Raw genomic sequence first — 23,224 nt, forward strand, 5'->3', positions numbered from 1 at the left:
CGCGTAGGCGCCGTCGTAAAAAGCTATCCCGTTCGGTCCTTCTTTGGTGAAATGCCCGTCGTACTTCGCGGGCAACGGCTGCTCGCCCGATCCAGGAGACACGATGACCGAGCAGCGACTGACCCCCGGCCTGATGGTGATCCACGGCAACCATCCGGAAGCGCTGCGCGACCTGCTGGTGCAGTGGATGAGTCTGCATCCGCTGGCGCCGCTGGAAAACGAAGTCATCCTGGTGCAGAGCAACGGCATCGCCCAGTGGCTGAAGCTGGCGCTGGGGCGCGATGTGGAGGAGGGCGGCTGCGGCGTCACCGCCGCGCTGGACGTGCAACTCCCCGCGCAATTCCTCTGGCGTGCCTACCGCGGCGCGCTGGGCCGCGATGAAATCCCCGAAGTCTCGGTGCTCGACAAGGGCCCGCTGACCTGGCGCCTGATGCGCCTGCTGCCAACCCTGCTTGCGCGCGACGAATTCGCCACCCTGCAACGCTTCCTCGCCGACGATGCCGACCTGCGCAAGCGCCACCAGTTGGCCGAACGCCTGGCAGACCTGTTCGACCAGTACCAGGTCTACCGCGCGGATTGGCTGGAGGACTGGAGTTGCGGCGTGGACCAGTTGCGCCTGGCCAATGGCACCGTGAAGGAGCTGGAAGCCGACAACCGCTGGCAGGCCGCCCTGTGGCGCGCTCTGCTCGATGATGTCGGTGCCGAGGGGCTGGCTACCAGCCGTGCCGGCGTGCATGGCCGCTTTATCCAGAAACTCAAGTCCGCCGAGAACCCGCTGCCGGGATTGCCGCGCCGCGTGGTGGTCTTCGGTATCTCCGCGATGCCCGCGCAGACCGTCGAGGCGCTTGCCGTGCTGGCGCGCCACGCCCAGGTACTGCTCTGCGTGCACAACCCCTGCCGCCACCACTGGGCCGATATCGTCGCCGACAAGGACCTGCTGCGCCACGAGTACCGCCGCCAGCGTCGCCGTGCCGGCACGCCGGAACTGCTCAGCGACGACCAGCAGCACCAGTACGCTCAGCCACTGCTGGCCGCCTGGGGCAAGCAGGGCCGTGACTACATCAACCTGCTCGACCAGTACGACGATCCGGAAACCTACCGCGCACGCCTGGGTGCGGTGAGCAATGGGCGAATCGATCTGTTCAGCGAGGTCGAGCCGACCAACCTGCTTGGCCAACTGCAGGACGACATTCTCGAACTGCGGCCGATCAACGAAACCCGCGAACACTGGCCGGCGGTCGATCCGCAGGCTGACGACTCGGTGCGCTTCCACGTCGCCCACAGCGCCCAGCGCGAAGTGGAAATCCTCCACGACCAATTGCTCGCGCGCTTCGATGCCGACCCGACGTTGCGTCCGCGTGATGTCATCGTCATGGTCCCGGACATCAACCCCTACGCGCCGCACATCGAAGCCGTGTTCGGCCAGTTGCCCCGCGACGACAAGCGCTTTATCCCCTACACCCTGGCCGACCAGGGCCAGCGCGGCCGCGAGCCGCTGCTGGTGGCGCTGGAGCACCTGTTGCGCCTGCCCGACAGCCGTTTCGCCGTGAGCGAAATCCTCGACCTGCTGGACGTTGCCGCCGTGCGCGCGCGCTTTGGCCTGGCCGACGCCGACCTGCCGCTGCTGCGCCGCTGGATCGACGGCGCGGGGGTGCGCTGGGGGCTCGATGGCCAGCAGCGTGAGCGCCTCGGCCTGCCCGCCGCCGCCGAAGCCAACAGCTGGCGCTTCGGCCTGCGCCGCATGCTGCTGGGCTTTGCGGTGGGCGAGGGCGACGCTTTCCAGGGCATCCAGCCCTACGCGGAGATCGGCGGGCTCGACGCCGCCGCGCTCGGTCCCTTGGCCGGGCTGCTCGGCGCACTGGAGAAGGCATGCGATGCCCTCAGCGAAGACGCCGCCCCCGCCACCTGGGTGCAGCGCCTGCGCACCCTGCTGGAAGACTTCTTCCAGGTCACCGATGACCACGACGAGTTGCTGCGCCAGCAACTCCTGCAATTGCTCGAAGGCTGGCTGGAAACCTGCGGCCACGCCGGCTTCACCGATCCGCTGCCACTCTCGGTGGTGCGCGAGGCCTGGCTGAGCGGCCTGGACGCCGGAGGCCTGAACCAGCGCTTCCTCGCCGGTGCGGTGAGCTTCTGCACCCTGATGCCGATGCGTGCGATTCCCTTCCAGTTGGTTTGCCTGCTGGGCATGAACGACGGTGACTACCCGCGCCCGCAATCGCCGCTGGACTTCGACCTGATGCGCAACGACTACCGCCCCGGCGACCGCTCGCGCCGCGAGGATGACCGCTACCTGCTGCTCGAAGCGCTGCTTTCGGCGCGCCGCCAGCTCTATGTCAGTTGGGTTGGACGGAGCATTCGCGACAACACCGACCGGCCGCCCTCGGTGCTGATCGGCCAGTTGCGCGACCACCTTGCCGCTGGCTGGCAGCGTTCGGATGGCGGCGATCTGCTGCATGGCCTGACCCTGGAGCACCCGCTGCAACCGTTCAGCCGTGCCTATTTCGAGGCGCCTGCGGATCAGGGCATCGACGGCCTCTACACCTACGCCCGTGAGTGGCGCGACGTGCACCGCGAGCACGACAGCGCGACGGACGATGCGCCGTTGCCGCCGCCCGTACTGGATGCGCCCATCGGCCTGCGCGTGCTCGCCGATTTCCTTGCCAATCCGGTCGGCGCCTTCTTCCTGCAACGCCTCAAGGTGCGCTTCGCCGAGGAGCAACTGACCGGCCAGGATGAAGAGCCCTTCGAGCTGAACGGGCTGGATGTCTGGCAGTTGCAGTTCGAACTCTGCGAGCGCTTGCGCCCGTGGGTCGAGCAGCACTGGCAGGACGAGCAACTGGCTGCGCAACTCACCGGCCAGGTCGAACGCCTGCGCCGTGAAGGCCGGCTGCCGCTGGCGGCCTTCGGCGACTTCTCCGCCCAGGCGCTGGTGGCGCCGTTGCACGACTTGCTGTCGCGCTACCGCGAGCAGCTCGAACACTGGTCGCAGGTCGAGGACGAACAGCGCGAACTCAGCCACGAACATACCGGCATCGAACTGGCCGACTGGCTCGGTGGGCTGCGTCGCAACGCCGCCGGGAAACTCGCCAGCCTGCAACTGGTCAGCGGCAAGCTCCACGAAGGCAAGGGTTACAAATGGCATGGCCTGGTGCGCCCTTGGGTGCGCCACCTCGCGCTGCAACTGTGCGGCGATTCGGTGACCAGCGTGCTGGTCGGCCTGACTGGCACCCTGGAGTTTCCACCGCTACCCGCCGAGCAGGCGCGTGCGGAATTGAATGCGCTGATGGACGCCTGGTTCCAGGGTATGAGCCGCCCGCTGCCGGTGGCGTGCAAGGCTGCCTTCGCCTGGTTGGCCGCCGGTGATGACGAAGAGCGCGCCGCCCGCGAGGCCGCCAAACGCTATGACGGCGGCTTCAACCTGAGCGGCGAGGCCGCTTCCTCGGCGGCGCTGGCACGGGTCTACCCGGACTTCGCGACGCTCAACGCCAGCGACGAGTTCGCCACCTGGGCCGAAGCTTTGTACGGGCCGCTGTTTGCGATCCTCCAGCGCAAGGAGGAAGCCCAATGAGTGCTGTCGAGCTGAAGCCTCTCGAATTTCCCCTGCACGGCAGTCGACTGATCGAGGCCAGTGCCGGCACCGGCAAGACCTTCACCATTGCGCTGCTTTATGTGCGCCTTGTCCTCGACCACGGCGGTGAGCAAGCCGCCTTCGGCCGGCCATTGAGCCCGCCGGAAATCCTCGTGGTGACCTTCACCGAAGCCGCGACCCAGGAGCTGCGCGAGCGTATCCGCGCACGCCTGGGCGAGGCTGCGCGCTGCTTCGCCGAACCCGAGCAGAAGCACGATGGCCTCTTGGTGAAACTGTGCGACAGCTATGCGCCCGAGCGCTGGCCCGGCTGCGCACGCCTGCTGCGCCTGGCCGCCGAATGGATGGACGAGGCCGCCGTGTCCACCATCCACAGCTGGTGCTACCGCATGCTGCGCGAGCACGCCTTCGACAGCGGCAGCCTGTTCACTCAGGACCTGGCCGCCGACCAGAGCGAACTGCTTGCCGAAGCCGTGCGCGATTACTGGCGGCGCAACTTCTATCCGCTGGGCGTGGCTGCCGCCAATGCCGTGCGCCATTGCTACGCCGGCCCAGAAGCCCTGGCCCGCGCCCTGCAACCGCTGCTGGCGGCGCAGGAGGCCGGCTTCCGCTATGCCGACCAACCACTGACCGCACCGGCCTCCCTCAGCGAGCTGCTGGAAACCACCGGCCAGTTCTACGACGAACTCGCCGCCGCCGAAACTCGCGCCCGCGAGGCCTGGGCGGCGGACCGCGCAGGCCTCGCCGAACTGCTGCGCAACCTGCGTGGTGACCTCAACGGCAACAGCTACCGCAACAAGGACGACGACGCCGTGTTCGCCGGCTGGATCGAGGCGCTCGATGCCTGGAGCGAAGGCGCCGACGCGCCGGACAACCTCGCCAAGTTCGGCCAGACGCGGATCAAGGTGAAAGCCAAGGCCGTGGTGCCGGAACACCCTGCGTTGCAGGCCATCGATGCCTGGGTCGAACGTGCCGAACAGCGCCCGGAGATCGCTCCGCAACTGCTGCTGCATGCGTTGAATGAGGTGCGCCGGAACCTCGAAGCGGAAAAGCAGAAGCGCGCCGAGCTGGGCTTTGATGACCTGCTGGTGCGCCTCGACCGGGCGTTGGCCGGCAGCGGAGGAGAGCGCCTGGCCGAGCGCATCCGTGAGCAGTTCCCGGTGGCGCTGATCGACGAATTCCAGGACACCGACCCGCTGCAGTACCGCATCTTCGAGCGCGTCTATCGGATCGGTGAGAACCCGAGAAGCCTTGGCCTGTTCATGATCGGCGACCCCAAGCAGGCGATCTACGCCTTCCGTGGCGCCGATATCCACACCTACCTGCGCGCCCGCGCCGCCACCGCCGGGCGCCACTACACGCTGGGCATCAACTACCGCTCCACACAGGCGATGGTCAACGCGGCCAACCGCTGCTTCCTGTTCGCCGAAAGTCATCCGCGTGCGGCATTCCGCTTTGCCGTGGAAGAGCAGGAAAACCCGGTGCCTTTCCTCGAAGTCGGCGCGCGCGGGCGGGACGAAACGCTGCTGCTCGAAGGCGACGAAGCGCCGGCCATGACCTTCTGGCAACTGGACAACGACGGCCAGGTCTGCGGCTCCACGCTGTATCGACAGGAGATGGCCGCGCGCAGCGCCAGCGCCATCCAGCGCTGGCTGAGCTCCGCGCAGAGCGGCTTCCGCGATGCCGAGGGACAATGGCGCGCATTGCGCCCGGCGGACATCGCCATCCTCGTGCGCGGCCGCAGCGAGGCCGAGGCCATACGCGGCGAACTGGCCAGGCGCCGGCTCGCCAGCGTCTACCTGTCCGACCGCGACTCGGTGTTCGACAGCCCCGAGGCCGTCGACCTGCTGCACTGGCTGCGTGCCTGCGCCGACCCCGGCGACGATGGCGCGCTGCGCATCGCCCTGGCCACCCGCAGCCTGGCGCTGGACTGGGCGACCCTGGAGCGGCTGAACCAGGATGAGCGCTTCTGGGAAGCCATGGTGCTGCGCTTCCGCGACTATCGCCTGCTCTGGCAACAGCAAGGCGTTTTGCCGATGCTACGCCGCCTGCTGGCCGATTTCGCCCTGCCGGCGCGCCTGCTGCGCGAGCCCGATGGCGAACGCAGCCTGACCAACCTGCTGCACCTGGCCGAATGGCTGCAGCGCGAGGCCGTGGAAGTGGACGGTGAGCATGCGCTGCTGCGGGTGCTCGCCGAGCAGCTGGAGAGCCCGTCGAGCGAAGAAATCCTGCGCCTGGAAAGCGACGCCGACCTGATCAAGGTGGTGACCATCCACAAGTCCAAGGGCCTGGAATATCCGCTGGTATTGCTGCCCTTCATCTGCACCTGGCGCGAGCTGGACGGCAAGAGCGGCACGCCGCCGAGCTTCCAGTCCGGCGATTCCCGGGTCGTCGAGCTATCCCGCGACAAGGAGCTGGCCAAGGCCGCTTTCCAGCTGGCCAACGACGAACGCCTGAGCGAGGACATGCGCCTGCTCTACGTGGCCCTGACCCGCGCGTGCCACGCCGTGTGGCTGGGCATGGCGCCGCTGGTGATGAGCAACAGCAAGAACCCCGAACTGCACAAGGGTGCCATGGGCTACCTGCTCGGCGGCGGCAACGCGCTGAGCGTCGAGGACGTAACCGTGCGCCTGGGCGAATTGCAGGCGGGAGCGGTGGAGATCGCCCTGGAGCCCGCGCCGGAGGTCGGCAGCGAACTGTTCGTCGGCATTCAGGCCGGTGAGCTGGGCGCGGCCCGCGAGCCGCGCCGTCGCGTGGCGGAAAAATGGTGGATCGCCAGCTACTCCGCGCTGGCGACACTGGCCACCGAGGACGACAGCGACGTTGCGCCCGCGCCAGCTGCCGATGAGCCGATCAGCGCCAGTGAAGACCTGTTGCGCGAAAGCAGCCTGGAAGACCTGCGCGAGGTGGAAGTCGTCCCGACACCTTTCAGCCTGCACGCTTTCCCCCGCGGCGCGAACCCCGGCAGCTTCCTCCATGGCCTGCTTGAATGGGCTGCCGACGAAAACTTCGACGTCGATGAAGGGCAACTGCGCGACCAGATCGCCCGCCGCTGCGCCCTGCGCGGCTGGGAGGAGTGGATCGAACCGCTCACCGGCTGGCTCGGCCAGTATCTGCGCACGGCTTTCCGCGTGCCGGATGCGGCGCCGGTCAGTCTCGCCGGGTTGGCCACCTTCCAGAAGGAAATGGAGTTCTGGTTCTCCACCCGCAATGTCGACACTCAACGCCTCGACGCCGCCGTGATCCGCCACACCCTGGGCGGCGTGGCGCGGCCGACGCTGCAGGCGAACCTGCTCAACGGCATGCTCAAGGGCTTCATCGACCTGGTGTTCGAGCACGAAGGCCGCTACTACGTGGCCGACTACAAATCCAACTGGTTGGGCGCCGACGATGAGGCCTACACGCAGGAGGCATTGCGCGAAGCCCTGCTGGAGCACCGCTACGACCTGCAGTACGCGCTCTACCTGTTCGCCCTGCACCGGCTGCTGCAGGCGCGCCTGCCCGACTACGACTACGACCGCCACATCGGAGGCGCGATGTACCTGTTCCTGCGCGGCAGTTCCTCGGCGACCCAGGGCATGTATTTGGAACGCCCGCCGAAGGCGCTGATGGATGAGCTGGACCGCCTGTTCCGCGCGGAGGTACCGGCATGAAGAGCACCGCCGAGATGCTCGACCTGATCGGCCGCTGGGCCGAGCGCGGCTGGCTGCGCGAGCTGGACCGCGCCTTCGCGATCTTCCTCGTCGAGCGAGCGCCGGACGCCAACCCGCTGCTGATCCTCGCCGCCGCCCTGGCCAGTCACCAGCTGGGCCGTGGGCATGTCTGCCTCGACCTGGAAGCGACGCTGGCCGACAGCCGTTTCGCCCTGTCGCTACCGCCCGAAGGCGACTCCGCCAAGGACGCGCCGGAGCTGCCCGGCGTATTGCTGGACGGCTTCGATCTCGACGCCTGGCGCGCCGTGCTCAACGATCCGCGCCTGGTCGGCGATGGGCCGGGTGAGACGCCGCTGGTGCTCTCTGGACGCCGGCTGTACCTGCGACGTTACTGGCAATACGAACGCGAAGTACGCACCGGCATCGACCAGCGCCTGAAGCAGGGCGAGGCGCTGCGGGCCGCGTTGCCGCCGGCGCAGTTGCGCCAGGCACTGGACGCCCTGTTCCCGAAGAAGGTCGGCAACGTTAAGAACAGCCAGGGGGCGGACTGGCAGAAACTGGCTTGCGCACTGGTTGCCGGCAACGCCTTCGGCATCGTTACCGGCGGCCCCGGCACCGGCAAGACGACCACCGTGGTGAAGTTGCTCGCCCTGCTGCAAAGCCTGGCGCTGGGGGAGGGTGGACGGCCGCTGCGCATCCGTCTCGCCGCGCCCACCGGCAAGGCCGCCGCACGCCTGAACGAATCCATTGCCGGCGCCGTGCAGCGCCTCGACCTCACCGGCCTGGCCAATGGCGAGGCCGCGCGCGAAGCCATCCCCACGGAAGTCACCACACTGCACCGCCTGCTCGGCAGCCGCCCGGACAGCCGCCAGTTCCGCCATCACGCCGGCAACCCGCTGGCGCTGGAGCTGCTGGTGGTGGACGAAGCCTCCATGGTCGATCTGGAAATGATGGCCTCGCTGCTTGCCGCGCTACCTCCGCGTGCGCGATTGATCCTGCTGGGGGACAAGGACCAGTTGGCCTCGGTGGAAGCCGGCGCCGTCCTGGGTGAGCTGTGCAGCCGCGCCCGCGAAGGCCATTACCGCCCGGCCACCCGTGATTGGCTGGAGGCCGTGACCGGCGAATCGATCGACTCCGCGCTGCTGGACGCCGCCGGCAGCGACCTCGACCAGGCCGTGGCCATGCTTCGCCACAGCCACCGGTTCAGTGCCGACAGCGGCATCGGCCAGTTGGCCGAGGCGGTCAACGCCGGCGATATCCCGGCGTTGCGCCAGGTGTGGAAGGCGCAGCATGCGGACCTCGCGCGCATCGCCGTGGACGCCCAGGAAACCCGCAGCCTGCGCGATCTGGTGATCGACGGCGGGCGCGGTGGCGATCTGTTCGGACCGGTGGGTTACTCGCATTACCTGCGCGTGGTCAGTGGCTCCCGTCCGGCAGACGATGCCGACCAGGCCGCACTGGACGATTGGGCGCGCCATGTGCTGCGGGCCCATGGCCAGTTCCAGCTCCTCTGCGCGCTGCGGCGCGGGCCCTGGGGTGTCGAAGGGCTGAATGCGCTGATCGGCGACCTGCTACAGCGCGAAGGGCTGATTCCCATGGCGAGCGGCTGGTTCGCCGGCCGCCCGGTACTGGTTACCCGCAACGACTACGGCCTGGGCCTGATGAACGGCGATATCGGCATTACCCTCGCGCTGCCGCAGGCTGGCGAAGACGGCGCGATCCGTTGGGTGCCGCGCGTGGCCTTCCCCGCTGGCGACGGCACCGACGCCATCCGCTGGATTCTGCCCAGCCGCCTGCAGGCGGTGGAGACGGTATTCGCCATGACGGTGCACAAGTCCCAGGGCTCGGAGTTCACCCACGCCGCGCTGCTGCTGCCTGACAGCCTGAACCCCATCCTCACCCGCGAGCTGGTCTACACCGGTATCACCCGCGCCCGTCAATGGTTCACCCTCGCCAGCGCCGGCCGCGGCTGGCAGGTGCTCGAAGCGGCGACGGAGCGGCGAGTGCAGCGGGCGAGCGGCTTGCTGGACGGCTGACGAACGCAGGCGCGGTTTTTGAGCGATCGCTCGCGCTTCGGCACTTTTTAGATTTGTCTGATGTCCGCCTGGCCTGCTTTTCGCCAGGCTGGCGGGCATGAAACTCAAGCAGTTCCTTCGTCCTCAGGACTCGTCCTTTTCCACCCCGAAGGCGGCCCGAAAGCTCCTTCGCTTGCTGGCCTGGGTGGTGATCGCCTGCCTGTTCTTCACCCTCAGCCTGTTCCTGGCCGCCAGCTTCAACAGCGAGGTGTCACAGCTGCGCCGGCAGATGAACGCGGCCATGTACCAGGCCCAGGATTACCTCGGCCAGCGCGAGTTGTTGCTGGAGCACATCAGCCGGGGGGTGACCTGGAAGGCCCGCGAGCCGCTGGTGCAGTGGCGTCAGCTGAGTGTACCGGTGCCGCCTCACGAGCAGGTCTTCGTCACCCTCGGCGAGCCGGGTTCGGGTTGGAGCCTGGCACTGTCCGGACGCGACCTGTCGGAGATGGAGGCCAAGCGGCTGAACCTGGTTTTCGTGTCCGCCGCGCCGGATCGCTCGGTCACCCGGCTGTACGGCGCCCCGGCGCTCAATGCCGTGGTGCCGCCATCGGTGCTGGAGGCGCTGGGACGTCCCGGTACGCCGACGGAGGAGCGGCAGGTGCGCTGGCTGGCCGACCCGACCGACCCGCAGGCGCGGCAGTACCTGTTCACCCGCGTGACCAGCGAGCAGGACAATGGCTGGCTGGGCCTGGAGCTGTTCGGCGCCGATCTCGCCGCCGCATTCGGCATGCCCGAGGCCGGGCGCTTCCTGCTGCTGGACCGCGACCACCGGGCGATTCTCGGCAGCGCCGTCACGCCGCAGCTCGGCCTGCAGTTCAGTGACCTGTGGCAGGGCGACAACTTCGCCTTCAGCGGCCACGGCCTGCTGCCCAGTCACCTGGCGCTGCTCAAGCACCTGGGCAGTTCCGACTGGTCGCTGATCTACTACTTCAACCTCTCCGACCTGCTGTTGCCGATGTGGCCGCGGCTGCTCGGCTCGCTCGTGTTCCTGCTGGCGTGCTCCGCGCTGGTCTGGGGCATGTGCCGGCGGATCAATCGTCGCCTGATCGTCCCGGCGCAACATCGCCTCAATGCCCTGGTGGAGAACGAGGGGTTCTCCCGCGCGATGATCCAGACCGCGCCGGTGGCGCTCTGCGTGCTGCGCCGTAGCGACGCCGAGGTGGTGCTGGAGAATCGCCTCGCCCAGCAATGGCTCGGCTGCGGCGACGAGCGCCGCTACTGGAGCCGTGGCTGGCTGGAGCGCGGTTTCAACAGTGGTGAGCAGGGCGGTTCGGAGGAGGTGGAAACCCACACCGGGCGGCACCTGTACCTGAGCTACACGCCGACCCGCTACAAGGGCGAGGAAGTGCTGTGCTGCGCCTTCAGCGACATCAGCGCGCGCAAGCAGACCGAAGCCGCCCTGGCCGAAGCCAAGCGCTTGTCCGATAGCGCCAACGAGGCCAAGACGCTGTTCCTGGCGACCATGAGCCATGAAATCCGCACGCCGCTCTACGGTGTGCTCGGCACCCTGGAACTGCTTGGCCGCACGGCGCTGAACCACCAGCAGTCCGGCTACCTGCGCGCGATCCAGCGTTCGTCCTCGACCCTGTTGCAACTGATCAGCGATGTGCTCGACGTATCGAAGATCGAGGTCGGTCAACTGGGTCTTGAGCCGGTGGAGTTCTCGCCGCTGGAGCTGACCCTCGATACCGTCCAGTCCTACGCCGCCACCGCCCGCGCCAAGGGCCTGCAGATCTATGCCTGCTGCGACTCGCAGATGCCCGAGCGAATGCTGGGTGACGCCACGCGCATCCGCCAGATCCTCAACAACCTGCTGAGCAACGCGGTGAAGTTCACCGACAGCGGGCGCATCGTCCTGCGCGTCCGTGCCGAGCCAGGCGAGGGCTGGCATGACACCCTGCACTGGCAGGTCGCCGATACCGGCATCGGCATCCCCGAAGACCAGCAGGCGCACCTCTTCGACGCTTTCTACCAAGTCTCCGGCAACACGCGAACGGCCGGTGGCACGGGCCTTGGGCTATCGATCTGCAAACGTCTCACCGAGTTGATGGGCGGGCAGTTGCGAGTCGTCAGCGACGTCGGCCTGGGCAGCAGCTTCTCCCTCAGCCTGCCCCTGCAGTGCGTGGACCGGCAGACCTACAACGAACCCCGGCTGTGCAACTCGATGGTGTGGGTGCATGCGCCGACCCGCGAACTGGCCGAGAGCCTTTGCGGCTGGATCACTCGCTGGGGTGCGCGGGCCCAGGTGGTGGCCTGCGACCAGCCTGTGGAGGAAGACACTTCCAGCGTGCTGGTGGACCTGCGCTTCAACCCCCATGACCGCAAGCCGCTGCCCACCTGGCGCGGCTGCCGGGTGCTGGTGACCGACCTGGGTGGCGAGCAGCCGCGCCAGGAAGGCTGCGACTGGCACGTGGGCCGCTACAACCTCGAAGGGTTGCGCCGTGCCGTGGCGGTGGCGCAGGGCTGCGCCAGCGACGAGGCGGCGCGAATGGCCGATGCCTTGCCCGATATCGGGCTTGGCCTGCGCGTGCTGCTGGTGGAGGACAATCCGATCAACCAGTTGATCCTGCGTGACCAACTGGAAACCCTCGGCTGCGTGGTCGAACTTGCCGCCGATGGTCGCCAGGCGCTTTCGCGCTGGCAGACGGACGCTTTCGATGTCGTGCTCACCGACGTCAACATGCCCCATCTCAATGGCTATGAGCTGACTCGCGCGCTTCGCCAGCGCGGCTATCGCGGGCCGATCATCGGCGCCACCGCCAACGCCATGCACGAGGAAAACGAACGTTGCCTCGCCGCTGGCATGAATCTCTGCCTGCTCAAGCCGGTGGACCTGCGCACCCTGCGCCAATGCTTGACCAGCCTGCCTGCGGAGGTGCCGCCATGCGAAATCAGCGAATCCTGATCGTCGAAGACCAACCCTTCCAGCGCGAGTATCTGATCAATCTGTTCCGCGAACAGGGCGTTCGGGAGCCGCGCGCCGCCGAGGATGGCGCCGAGGCGCTGCGCTGGCTGGAGCAGGAGCGCTTCGACCTGGTGGTCAGCGACCTGATGATGCCCGGCCTGGACGGCGTGCAGCTGATCCAGCGACTGGCCGCGCTGAGCCATCCGCCGCTGCTGGCGATCATGAGTTCGGCTTCGCGCCCGCTGATGGGCAGTGCCTGCATGGTGGCCCGCGCCCATGGCATCACCGTACTGGAACAGATCGCCAAGCCTGCCCGCGCGCCGGTGGTTCGTCGCCTGCTGGAGAAGCTCGACTCGCGCCTGGAGCGGCAGGAGCAGCACCGCGCGCCGGCGGTCCCCGTGCCGACCCGCGAAGAGCTGGAGATCGCGCTGGAGCAGCGGCAGTTGTGCGCCTGGTTCCAGCCCAAGGCCTCGCTGATCGACGGGCGTATCGTCGCGGCAGAGGCATTGGTGCGTTGGGCGCACCCGCGCCACGGCGTGCTGTATCCGGGCAGCTTCATGGCAGCGCTGACCGCCGCCGGGCTGGATGAGGCGCTGCTCTGGTTAGTGCTTGAACAGGCGATGCACGCCCAGGCCGCCTGGGGACAACTGGGTTTTCACCTGGCGGTGGCGGTGAACCTGCCGACCCACCTGCTGGACGACGCCGATCTGCCGGACCGCCTCGCGGCCTTCGTCGCGGCCCGTGGCGGGGTTCCGGCGCATATCGTCTTCGAACTCCTCGAATGCAGCAGCACGGCGACCCCGGCCAACTATTACGCCGGCACCTGCCGTCTGCGGATGAAGGGCTTCGGCCTGGCCCAGGACGATTTCGGTCAAGGCTACAGCTCGCTGTACAACCTGGTCTCGACCCCGTTCACGGAGCTCAAGATCGACCGTGCGCTGGTGCATGGCTGCGTGGATGACGACGGGCTGGCGGCGGCACTGGAGAGCATCGTCAAGCTCGGCCGGCAGTTGGGGCTGGAAGTGATCGCCGAAGGCGTCGAGCACCCGGACGAGTTGGCCCTGCTGCGCCGGCTGCGTTGTGATTGCGCCCAGGGCTTTCTGTTCTCCGAGGCAGTTCCGCAAGACGTGTTCACCCGCCAGTTGCTCCAGGAGCGTACCGCCATCGCTCATTGACCCACGGCAGGCTCATCGCAGATGCAAGGGCGGTCGTCGCCCTGTCCTGGGCCGCCGGGTCGCCTTATCCATGACTCACATCTACAGTCTGCTGGTATCCGGCGGGCCTTCCGCCGCCATTTTTCGCGACACCGGATGCTTTGCATGAAGGAACACGACAACGGCTCGATTCGTAAACTGGCCAGCACTTCGCTGCGCCTGAACGTTGTGCTGCTGTGCGCCGTTTTCCTTGCCCTGATGCTGGTGGGGGCCTGCTACTGGGCGCTCGGCCGCGTGGTGCAGGAAGAGCGCGACAAGGTGCATTTCCACTTCAGCCGGCTGGTGGGCGACATCCACGAGCACGAGGCCTTCCTCAACCGCGTCGCCCAGCAGAGCGACGAGTCCACCCAGCGCCAGGACCTGGATGTGATTCCTCTGCAACGGCGCATGCTGATTCGCGAGAACGGCATGGAAATTCACGAGGGGCGGGAGTTCTCCTTCGCCATGTCCTTCACGCTGGCGCAACTGGTGCGCCACGCCAATCCAAACGAGCGGCCCGGCACCTTTTCCTTTGGAGTGATGCTGGCGAATTTCTACAGCAGCTACTGGAGCACCTCGTCCTTTCCCTCGCCGCAGGTGCTGGTGCTCGACCTGCAAGGGGCTACCAGCCTCGCGGTGCCCTCCATCGACAACTTCCGCGGGCAACGGCCGCTGACCCGAGGCAATTACCTGCCGGTGATCGAGAGCGTGCGCGAGGCGCTGGAAAAGCGCACGCCCAAACGCGGCGACACCCAGGTGCACTGGGCGCAGGCGCAGGCCTATACCGGGGCGGAGAGTCGCGAGCTGCTGGCCTACGTCAGCCTCGACCTGCCGGATGCGCTGTGGTGGGAGTCCGACCTGGACCGCCGTGTCGTCGCTGTCTCGCTGCTCGACCTGGGACGCATCAACGACCTCGAACAGGTACTCGACCGGCCGGTGTTCGACGAACTGGAGCTGATCTCGCCGCACGGTCAGGTGCTGATCGACTTTCCCGGCGGTGAAAAGGATTACCAGGATGGTCTCAACTTCAGCGCCGACGGCCTGGTATTCAAGGTTCGCAGCGAATTCCATGGTGGCTGGACCGCGCTCTACCGCCTGAGCTACGCGAGCTTCTTCCGCTACGCCAAGTGGCAGTTCATCGGTGGTCTGGTGCTGATCCTGGGCAGTCTTGTCGGCGGCTGGGTCGCGCTCCACTGGTATGAGCGACGGGTGATCAAGCCGGCACGTCGCGCGCACCTGGACGTCGTCGAGAGCAATGCCTTCAGTCGCGCGGTGATCCAGACCGCGCCGGTGGCGCTGTGCGTGTTGCGCCATGGCAGCCATCAGGTGGTCATGCAGAATCGCCTGGCCGAACTCTGGCTGGGTGATGCCGAGGCCATCACCCGCATCAGCCGGGATTGGGACCTGGGTGGCGACAACGGCGACGCCGGCGACCGGGTGTTCGAGGTGGAAGGGCGCACCCTGCACGCCAGCTTCGCGCCGACCCGCTACCACGGCGAGAACGTGGTGCTCTGCGCCTTCAACGACATCAGCGCGCACCGCCAGGCGCAGCAGATGCTGGCCGACGCCAAGCTCTCGGCGGACGCCGCCAGCGAGGCCAAGACGGTATTCCTCGCCACCATGAGCCACGAAATCCGCACACCGCTCTACGGTGTGCTGGGCACCCTGGAACTGCTCGGCCTGACTGACCTGAGCCAGCAGCAGCGCGACTATCTCGCCACCATCCAGCGCTCGTCCTCGACCCTGCTGCAGCTGATCAGCGACATCCTCGATGTGTCCAAGATCGAGGCCGGACAGATGGCCCTGGAGGCGGTGGAGTTCAACCCGCTCGAATTGTCCGAGGACGTCGTTTCCGGGTACGCCGGGGTAGCCGGGGGCAAGGAGTTGCAGCTGTATGCCTGCATCGACGCGAATGTCCCTGGCCTGGTGCGCGGCGATGCCGCGCGCATTCGGCAGATCCTCGCCAACCTGCTGAGCAATGCACTGAAGTTCACCGATATCGGCCGCGTGGTGCTGCGCTTGCGCATGGTGGTGGGTGAGGCGGGCGAGACGGCCTTGCAATGGCAGGTGACGGATACCGGCATCGGCATGTCCGACGCGCAGCAGCAGCGCCTGTTCGAGCCCTTCTACCAGGCCCACGGCCATGAACACACGGTCAGCGGCACCGGCCTGGGCCTGTCGATCTGCGCGCGGCTGAGTCAACTGATGGGCGGCCAGCTGCGCGTGGTGAGCGAAACCGGGCTGGGCAGCAGCTTCACCTTCACCCTGGCGCTGCCGGTCCTGGAGCGCGCCCAGCCGCTGGCCGACAGTGCACCGCTGCTACCGCAGCCGGTCTACGTGCGGGCGCCGGTAAAGGAGCTGGCGCAGAACCTGGCCGCCTGGATCGACGGTTGGGGAGGTTCGGCGCTGGTCCAGGAAGAGTTGCCCGCGGATACCCCGCCCGGTGCGGTGCTGCTGGACCTCCTCGAAGCCAGCAAAGAGCCGTTGTGGCACGGCCCGCGGGTCTGCGCGCTGGCCGACGCGGGCGCGCAGCCATTGGCATCGACCCAGGGCTGGGAGGTCAGCCTCTACCACCTCGCCGGCATCGCCCAGGCCCTGCGCCTGGCGCAGCAGGGCGGAGGCGTCGAGGCACGGCAGACGCCCCGTGTCGCCCGGCTGGGCAAGCTTGGCCTGCGGGTGCTGGTGGCCGAGGACAATCCGATCAACCAGGCGCTGCTCAAGGAACAGCTCGAGGAGCTGGGCTGCCGCGTTACCCTCACCAGCAATGGTCGCGAGGCGCTGCAGCGCTGGGCGCCTGGCGCCTTCGACGCGCTGTTGACTGACGTGAACATGCCGGTGATGAATGGCTACGAGCTGGTCTGCGAATTACGCCGGCAGGACAGCTGGCTGCCGATCATCGGCGTCACCGCCAACGCCCTGCGCGAGGAGGGCGAGCGCTGCATGGCGGTGGGCATGAACGCCTGGCTGGTCAAGCCGATGAGCCTGCGCACGTTGCACGATGGGCTGCTCAAGGTGTGCGGCCATGCGGCGGCCGGGCCGGCGGACAGCGATGTGGAGGCCGAGGTGTCGACGCAGGACGACATCCAGGTCTCGGAAAAGATGCGCGACCTGTTCCTGCGGACCATGCGCCAGGATATGCAAGGCGTGACCGACGCCCTGCAGGACAGCGACCTGGCGACCGTTCGTCAGCATGTGCATCGCCTGCGCGGCGCGCTCGCGGTGGTCCGGGCCCACGCGCTCAGCGATGCCTGCGGTGCGGTGGAGGAAGCGCTGATCGCACAGCCCGCCGGGCCGGAACTGTCGGCGGCGGTAACGGTGCTGATGGGACGAATCGAGGCAGCCCTGGCCAGGCTCTGAGAGCCTGTACGGTATCCGGGGCTACTCTGGAATAGTGGTCGTGCCCTGTGGCCGGCCGACGATCGCAAACGTTGGGACTCAAGAAAACTCATGGAAAAAGTCAGAGTGGCACTAGCGGACGACCATCCCATCGTCCTGATGGGCGTTCGCGAGGTGATCGAACGGGATGATCGCTTCGAGGTGATTGGCGAGGCGCACAACTCCAGCGAGCTGGTGGCTCTCTACCGCGAGCAGCAACCTGCCATCGTCATCACCGACTACAACATGCCGGGCGACCAGACCTACGGCGATGGCATCAAGCTGATCGAGTACCTGCTGCGCAACTTCCCCGACACGCGCATCCTGATCCTCACCATGCTGTCCAACCCGCTGATTCTCTCCAGCCTGTACGACCTGGGCGTGTCGGGGGTGATCCTGAAGAACGGCGACCTGGACGAGATCCTGGTGGCGCTCAAGGCGCTGTCCCAGGATCGCATCTACCGGGGCCCGGGCATGCAGTCCAGCAGCAGCGTGCTGGCCAGCGGGGACGACGTGGAGGGACGCATCGCCAGTCTGTCGGTGAAGGAATACGAAGTGCTGCGCCACTTCATCTCCGGGATGAGCGTGCGCGACATTGCCCTGCTGCTGAACCGCAGCGTGAAGACGGTGAGTGCGCAGAAGATCTCCGCCATGCGCAAGCTGGACGTGGAGACCGACCAGGCGCTGCTGACGTTCTGCGTGATGGCGAATCTGTTCCAGTAAGCCCGGCGCCGACCTTTTGCAGTAACCGGCCATGTCCGCGGTCCTGCTGGCCGGCTGCGCTGCTTCCCCTTGCGTAGTAGCAACTTGTCTTTCCCGGTTAGCCCGTGCTGATGCATCTCCCTCACCCCAGCCCTCTCCCTGGGGAGAGGGAGCCGCCCGAGCCGGCTGACGCGATGGTTTCATCCTGTACCAGACGGTCCCCTCTCCCCCTGGGAGAGGATTAGGGTGAGGGGCTATTGATCTTTGTAGGAGCGGACCTTGTCCGCGATGGCTTCCGGCGTGCTGCCGACCCGATCGCGGACGGAGTCCGCTCCTACGGTGAGTGGGGGCTCAGCGCAGCGGCGTGTTGCCCTGCTGGCTATTCCCGCCATCGTCGATCCACAGGTAACGCACCTCTCCAGCGTTCGTCGGCAAGCCTTGCGGGGGTGACAACGTGCGCTGCGAGAACGGCGGCAGCAGTTCGGCGGGCAGCGGCGACCCCGTGTTGCCCTGGCGTACTTCGGCACCGGCCAGGGTGATGAAGTAGGCGGTGGGATTCTCGACCTGCACCGCATTACCGATCTTTCGGAAGACCAGCTGGCGTGGCGCCTCCTCCGCGTCTTTTACCAGCGAGCGCGGCCGATAGATGATCTTCATCTGGGTGCGCAGGGTGACGGTCAGGCGCGACTGCCCTTCGGCAAGCGGCTCGTTGGATTGCGGTGGAATCTCGTAGAGGTTGAGCCAGTACAGCGACTCGCGGTCCGCGGGGAGTTTTTCCCCGGTATGGAGCAGGCGCAGGCTGCGCTGCTGGCCGGGGTTCAGGCGGAAGACCGGGGGCAGCGGCATGATCGGCGCCTGGGCGGTCTGCGGTGCGCTGTCGAGGTCACCGTCGTCGATCCAGGTCTGCACGATGACCGGGTAGCTGTTCTGGTTCACCAGGGCCAGCGAGGCCTCGCGCTTGCCTTCCTCGAAGATCACCCGCGTGCGTTCGGCGGTGACGCCGGCATGGGCATTGGCGCCCAGCAGCACGGCGAGGCCGAGCAGGGCGCCGCGCAGGCGGTTACTGAACACGGATCACCACCTGCGCGGTCGCCTCGACGCGGCCGGCGGTGACCGTCGGCATGGCGCCCAGGCTGAGCTTTTCCAGCCGTGCGCGGAAGGTTTCGCTGTACTGGGTAATGCCGCTCACCGTACCGGTGTTGTTCGAGGCGCTGCCGATCACCGGGTACCAGCCACGCGCTTCGGCGTTGCTGCCGTTGGCGGAGTCCTCGTTGGCCAGCAGGTTCATCGCGCTGCCGTTGCGCAGCAGGCGGATGCCCACGCCCTTGGCCATGCCGGGTTGGCCATAGCGGTCGGAAACCAGGTAGGACAGCCCGCCGTTGGCATTGACCAGCCCGAGCCCGGAGGAAGCCGCCAACGCCCCGGCGGAGACCTTGATGCCCAGCGCCGTGCCGTTGGCGGCGGTGCTGTTGATCACGCCGGTCTGGCACTTGAAATCGACCTGGAAGGGCATCTCGCGGTTGGCTCCCGAGTTGATTTCGCCGATGGAGATCGACGGGAAGACCACATGCGGCGTGACGTTGGTGACGGCGCAGGTCGGATAGCGCTTGAGCGTCACATCACCATACAGACCGATGGCGCCCGGCCAGTTGTAGTGCCAGCCGCTGTAGTTGCCGTAGTGCGTCTGGCCGACGTTGGGGTAGGCCAGGCCTGGCCCCTTGATGGCGATGTAGCCGGCGGGCTGGGTATAGAGGTACGCCTGGGAGGCGATGGTTGCCGAGTAGTAGCGGGTGCTTTCCAGCGGTGCGCGGAACAGTTCGGCGCGCACGGCACTGAGGTTTTTCGCCTTGACCAGTTGGTAGCCGCGCGAGTCGATGTCCAGCCCGCTGAGCTGGCGTTCGCGCCAGACATCGGTGAAGTACTGGCCGGTTTCGACGTGGGTCAGGCGCAGCAGCACATTGGGCCACGCCGTACGGTAGGCCGACTGCAGGCCGATGGAGTTGCCCACGCTGTCGCCACCGTTGTACCAGCCGCTGTAGAGGTCATCGGCGTTGGAGGAAAACATCTCGTACACCGCATCGCCCGGCGCGCAGCGGAAGAACACGCGCTCGGCGTCGTAGCCGGCGGAATTGCCGTACTGGGTGATGGGGGATACGGCGCTGGCAATCAGGGTGCCGTCGGGCTGGAAACTGGCATCGCTGACGTTGATCACGCTGGGCAGGCCAAGGGAGCCATTGCAGGTATCGCAGGCGCCATCGCCCGGCCAGGCGCCGGCGACGCCCTCGCCGGGGCGGATCTGGTAGTTCAGCGTGGTGGTTGCCGTGCCCACGCCGGTGACTTTGTAACAGGTGGCCCAGGCCGTCGGCGCAAGCAGCAGGGCGAGCAGCGGCAGGCTGCGCAGGATGGGGTTCATGAAGCCTCCGGTAGGCAGGTCGCTTGCAGGCGCACCAGCACCTGGTCGGGGTCGGCGCCCTTGAGGTCGTAGGGGAGCTGGCAACTGTCTTCGGCACGCTCGCCCCATTGCACGCGCAGCCGGCCTTTCTCGCCTTCGGCGCGGGCATAGACCTGCCCGCCCTGGCCGACCATGCCGATGTTCACGCCGTTGCCGTCGAGCACGTCGGCGCCCAGCGGCAGTGGCTGGCCATCGGGCAGCTTCGCCTGGATCAGCAGCGGGTGGCCGGTGAGGGTCTTGAACTCGACCTTCACGGCGGCACCGGCGTAGGGCGCGACCTTGCGTTCGGTTTCCACCAGCTCGGCGTTCTCGTCGATGCCTTGCGGGTCGAGGCTGATGGGGTTGTAGCGGTAGGGCGAGAGCGACGGCACCACGGCGTAGCCGCTACTGTTCACCCGCGCGCCCTGGCCGCCGCGTACACCCGCGCCGCTGGCGCCCTTGGCTTCCACCAGGGCGAAGGTATCGCCGACGTAGGGACCCAGGGTCAGGCCGCCGCTGTGTAGCACCGCCGCGCCGCGCAGGCCGCCGTTGACCTGGCGGTAGCTGGAGCTTTCGGCGTAACCGGCGTTGAGCGTGGCGACCGAGGTCTGCTTCTGCAGGCTGCCGTTGAAATCGGTGCCCTGGCCTTCGCTGTCGCGCCCGGCGGAAAGCGAATAGCTCAGGGTGCGGTCCGCGCCCAGGGTGCCGTTGAGGCCGGTCTGGTAGGTGCTGCCGCTGCTGTCGCCGGAGCGCCGCGAGGCCATGGCGTTGAGGTTCGGCGCGCGGCTGGTGGAGCCCAGCGGCATGGAAACGCTCAGGGTCAGGGTGTTGTTGCGGTTGCTGCCGTGCTGCAGGTTGTACTGCGGCGGCTGCGACGGGTCGTAGTCGTCATTCACGTCGCGGTACCAGGTGGTCTGCTGGCGCGAGTAGGCGAGGTTGTAGCTGAGCTGGCGCCAGGTATTGGAGTAGCCGACCTGCAACTGGGTGTCGCGGCTCTTGCCGTCGTAGTAGTCGCTGGTGGAGCCGGACAGGTAGAGGTTCCCGTACTCGCCCAATCCCTGGTTGACCAGCAGGGTGAACTGGTTGCGCTGCTTGTAGCTGCTCGAGTCCCAGGTGTCGCCGTGGTCGCTGGCATCGCGTGCCGAGAGCGCATCGCCCAGGTCACGGTAGCCTTCGGTGGAGTAGCGATAGCCGGCCAGCGTCAGGGTGGTCTGGGTCGGCTGGAAGGTCCGGCTGTAGTTCAGGCCGACGCGCCAGCCCTGCTTGCGCTGGTTGTTCTCCACGGTGGCGCTGGAGAAGGTGGTGTTCATGCCGAAGGCGCCGTAGGGCGTGGCCAGCACGCCGCCGCCAAGCAGCGCCAGGTAGTCCTCGGCGACGCGCGTGCCGAGGTTCGCGGTGAGGGCGTTGGTCAGGCCGCGCTGGTAGGTCAGGTCACCGAACAGGTCATTGCCGTCGCCGTACTGGCGCGCCTGGCCGACCGTGGCGCTGTAGCGCGACAGGCCGGGGCGCATGGACTCGGGCACGGCGGAGAAGGGCACGGAGAAGCGCGAGACGCTGCCGTCGGCCTCGATCACCTGCACGTCCAGGTCGCCGTCGTAGGCGGTACCGTAGAGGTCGTCGATGACGAAGGGGCCGGGCGCCACGGTGGTCTCGTGGATCTTCCGGCCGTTCTGGCTGATCACCACCCGCGCATTGGTGTTCGCGGTGCCGCGCACCTGGGGCGCGTACTGGCGTTGCGAGTCGGGCAGCATGCGATCGTCGGTGGCCAGGCGCACGCCGCGATAGCCCATGCTGCCGAACAGGTTGCCTTCGGTGTAGCTGTCGCCCAGGGTCAGTTCGCTGCGCAGGCCGGGCACGGCGCGCTGGGCGTAGGTGCGGATGCTGTTCCAGTCGCTGCGGGTGTTCCCGGCGTAGCTGGAGTAGGTGTAGTTGGACTGGTGGCGCAGGCGCCACAGGCCGAGATTCACGCCGCCATTCAGGCCGAGGTAGCCGTAGTCCGAATCACCGCCACTGCCGGCGCCTTCGAAGCTCGAACGGTAGAGGTTGGCGTCGTAGTTGACGAAGCCCATGGTGCTGCCGGCATCCCACTCGTCGGGGCTCACGTAGCCGCGCGGCTTGATGTCGAGCAGTGCCTGGGGCACCGCGAGGTCGAGGCGCAGGCGTGCGGTGTCGAAATTCCAGGTCGAGGCGGGCAGCCGCTCGCTGAGCCAGTGGCAGATGCCCTGGTCATCCTTGCCGGCCAGCGGGTCGGGGCGCGCGCCCAGGCTCTGGCGCAGGAAGCGCTCGCTGAAGCAGGGTTCGGCGCGCTCGCCACGCTGGCGGAACTCCACCTCGGCGCGGGTGGCGTACTGGCCGTTGAGGTAGAGATCGACGTGGTAGGTGCCGGGGTCCACCTGGTCGGCGCGGTTGAAGCGCTCCAGGCTGCCGCCGGCCAGGCCCGAGCCCATCAGCAGGTTGTCGTCGAAGCGGTAGTCCGCATCGCCCTGGGCAAGGCCCGCGACCACCATGGCGAGGGTTCCGAGGGTGAAGGGCAGCAGCGCTCCACGGTAGGGATCAACGCGGCAGATCATGGCGAAGTTCCACTCTTGCGCCGTAGTCGTTGATCAGCAGGGCGGACAATCGCGGTGTGCCGGCCGGCAGTGTCGAAGGCTTTTCCGCCTGCCATTGCGCCTGGCTCATCGGTGCGACCATGCCTGGCTGCAGCTTCCACTGGTGCTCGCCGACGCTGAGCGTCGCGCTGCCGAAGGAGGCGTGGAAGCCGGTGGGGTTCTCCACTTTCACACGCCAGCCGCTGCCAGTCTGAACCAGGGAGAAACGCAGCTTCTCGGGCAGTTGGTCCGGGCTGCCGGCGATGCTGGCCGGGCGATAGAACAGCTTCAGGCGGTTGCGCAGCATCAGCAGCATCTGGTTCTGGTCGGCCTTGGCGGCGTTGCGCGGTGGAATCTGCAGCACGTTGAGGTGGAACAGCGATTCGCGGTCCTGCGGCAGGCCGGAACCGGTGTAGATGATCCGCAGGGTCTGGCCGCTGCCGGGCGCCATGCGCGATACCGCCGGGTTGACGAGGAACGGTGCCTTGGCGGTGTCCGGCGTCGAGGCGGGATCGTCGACGTCGATCCAGGCCTGGATGACGTTGGGGAATCCGTCCTTGTTGGTCATCTGCACGGTCTTTTCCCGTGCATCGCCGGGGTAGATCACGCGAGTGCCGGTGATCACCACGCTGGCCTGGGCCAGGGAGGCGGTGACGGATGCCAACAGGGCGAGCGCGAGCGTCGCCGCGCGAAGTGGGAGGGCATTCATCCTG

The 23,224-nt window shown here is 67.4% G+C and carries 11 protein-coding genes; 7 read left to right on the plus strand and 4 right to left on the minus strand.

Features of this window, described 5'->3' with window-relative positions; all coding sequences use genetic code 11:
* Positions 1-103: 103 nt before the first annotated feature.
* The 7 genes from recC to JVX91_RS11435 all read left to right on the plus strand — a co-directional run bounded on the left by recC (position 104) and on the right by JVX91_RS11435 (position 17,513).
* Complete coding sequence (recC, locus tag JVX91_RS11405; protein WP_205339317.1) at positions 104-3,571, plus strand: exodeoxyribonuclease V subunit gamma; 3,468 nt, start codon at positions 104-106, stop codon at positions 3,569-3,571.
* Positions 3,568-7,242, plus strand: coding sequence for an exodeoxyribonuclease V subunit beta (gene recB / locus JVX91_RS11410; protein ID WP_205339318.1), 3,675 nt, complete (start codon positions 3,568-3,570; stop codon positions 7,240-7,242). The genes recC and recB overlap by 4 nt, the downstream gene beginning before the upstream one ends.
* On the plus strand, positions 7,239-9,278 hold the full coding sequence (gene recD / locus JVX91_RS11415; protein WP_205339319.1) for an exodeoxyribonuclease V subunit alpha: 2,040 nt from the start codon (positions 7,239-7,241) through the stop codon (positions 9,276-9,278). The genes recB and recD overlap by 4 nt, the downstream gene beginning before the upstream one ends.
* 97 nt (positions 9,279-9,375) lie before the next feature.
* Positions 9,376-12,222 carry an ATP-binding protein gene (locus tag JVX91_RS11420; RefSeq protein WP_205339320.1) on the plus strand — a complete coding sequence of 949 codons (2,847 nt, stop codon included), beginning with the start codon at positions 9,376-9,378 and terminating at the stop codon, positions 12,220-12,222.
* A complete protein-coding gene (locus JVX91_RS11425; RefSeq protein ID WP_205339321.1) occupies positions 12,201-13,397 on the plus strand; it encodes an EAL domain-containing protein in 1,197 nt (398 codons plus the stop codon). Before JVX91_RS11420 ends, JVX91_RS11425 begins: the two co-directional genes overlap by 22 nt.
* 144 nt (positions 13,398-13,541) lie before the next feature.
* Entirely contained in the window at positions 13,542-16,772 is a 3,231-nt protein-coding gene (locus JVX91_RS11430; RefSeq protein ID WP_205339322.1) for a hybrid sensor histidine kinase/response regulator, read from the plus strand.
* A 90-nt stretch (positions 16,773-16,862) separates the two neighbouring features.
* Positions 16,863-17,513: a response regulator gene (locus JVX91_RS11435; RefSeq protein ID WP_205339323.1), complete on the plus strand. Its 651-nt coding sequence runs from the start codon at positions 16,863-16,865 to the stop codon at positions 17,511-17,513.
* Positions 17,514-17,843: 330 nt separating this feature from the next.
* Here JVX91_RS11435 and JVX91_RS11440 read toward each other — a convergent pair whose 3' ends face one another.
* Genes JVX91_RS11440 through JVX91_RS11455 form a run of 4 tightly spaced genes read right to left on the minus strand, consistent with a single transcriptional unit; the run spans position 17,844 to position 23,220 of the window.
* Positions 17,844-18,563 (minus strand): molecular chaperone, encoded by a 720-nt coding sequence (locus tag JVX91_RS11440; RefSeq protein ID WP_205339324.1) that lies wholly within the window; start codon positions 18,561-18,563, stop codon positions 17,844-17,846.
* Entirely contained in the window at positions 18,553-19,905 is a 1,353-nt protein-coding gene (locus tag JVX91_RS11445; RefSeq protein ID WP_205339325.1) for a fimbrial protein, read from the minus strand. The genes JVX91_RS11440 and JVX91_RS11445 overlap by 11 nt, the downstream gene beginning before the upstream one ends.
* A complete protein-coding gene (locus tag JVX91_RS11450) occupies positions 19,902-22,493 on the minus strand; it encodes a fimbria/pilus outer membrane usher protein (protein ID WP_205339326.1) in 2,592 nt (863 codons plus the stop codon). The genes JVX91_RS11445 and JVX91_RS11450 overlap by 4 nt, the downstream gene beginning before the upstream one ends.
* Positions 22,477-23,220 (minus strand): molecular chaperone, encoded by a 744-nt coding sequence (locus tag JVX91_RS11455; protein WP_205339327.1) that lies wholly within the window; start codon positions 23,218-23,220, stop codon positions 22,477-22,479. Before JVX91_RS11455 ends, JVX91_RS11450 begins: the two co-directional genes overlap by 17 nt.
* Between the last annotated feature and the right edge of the window lie 4 nt (positions 23,221-23,224).

Origin of the sequence: Pseudomonas sp. PDNC002, from assembly GCF_016919445.1 — a bacterium.
Classification (GTDB): Bacteria; Pseudomonadota; Gammaproteobacteria; order Pseudomonadales; family Pseudomonadaceae; genus Pseudomonas.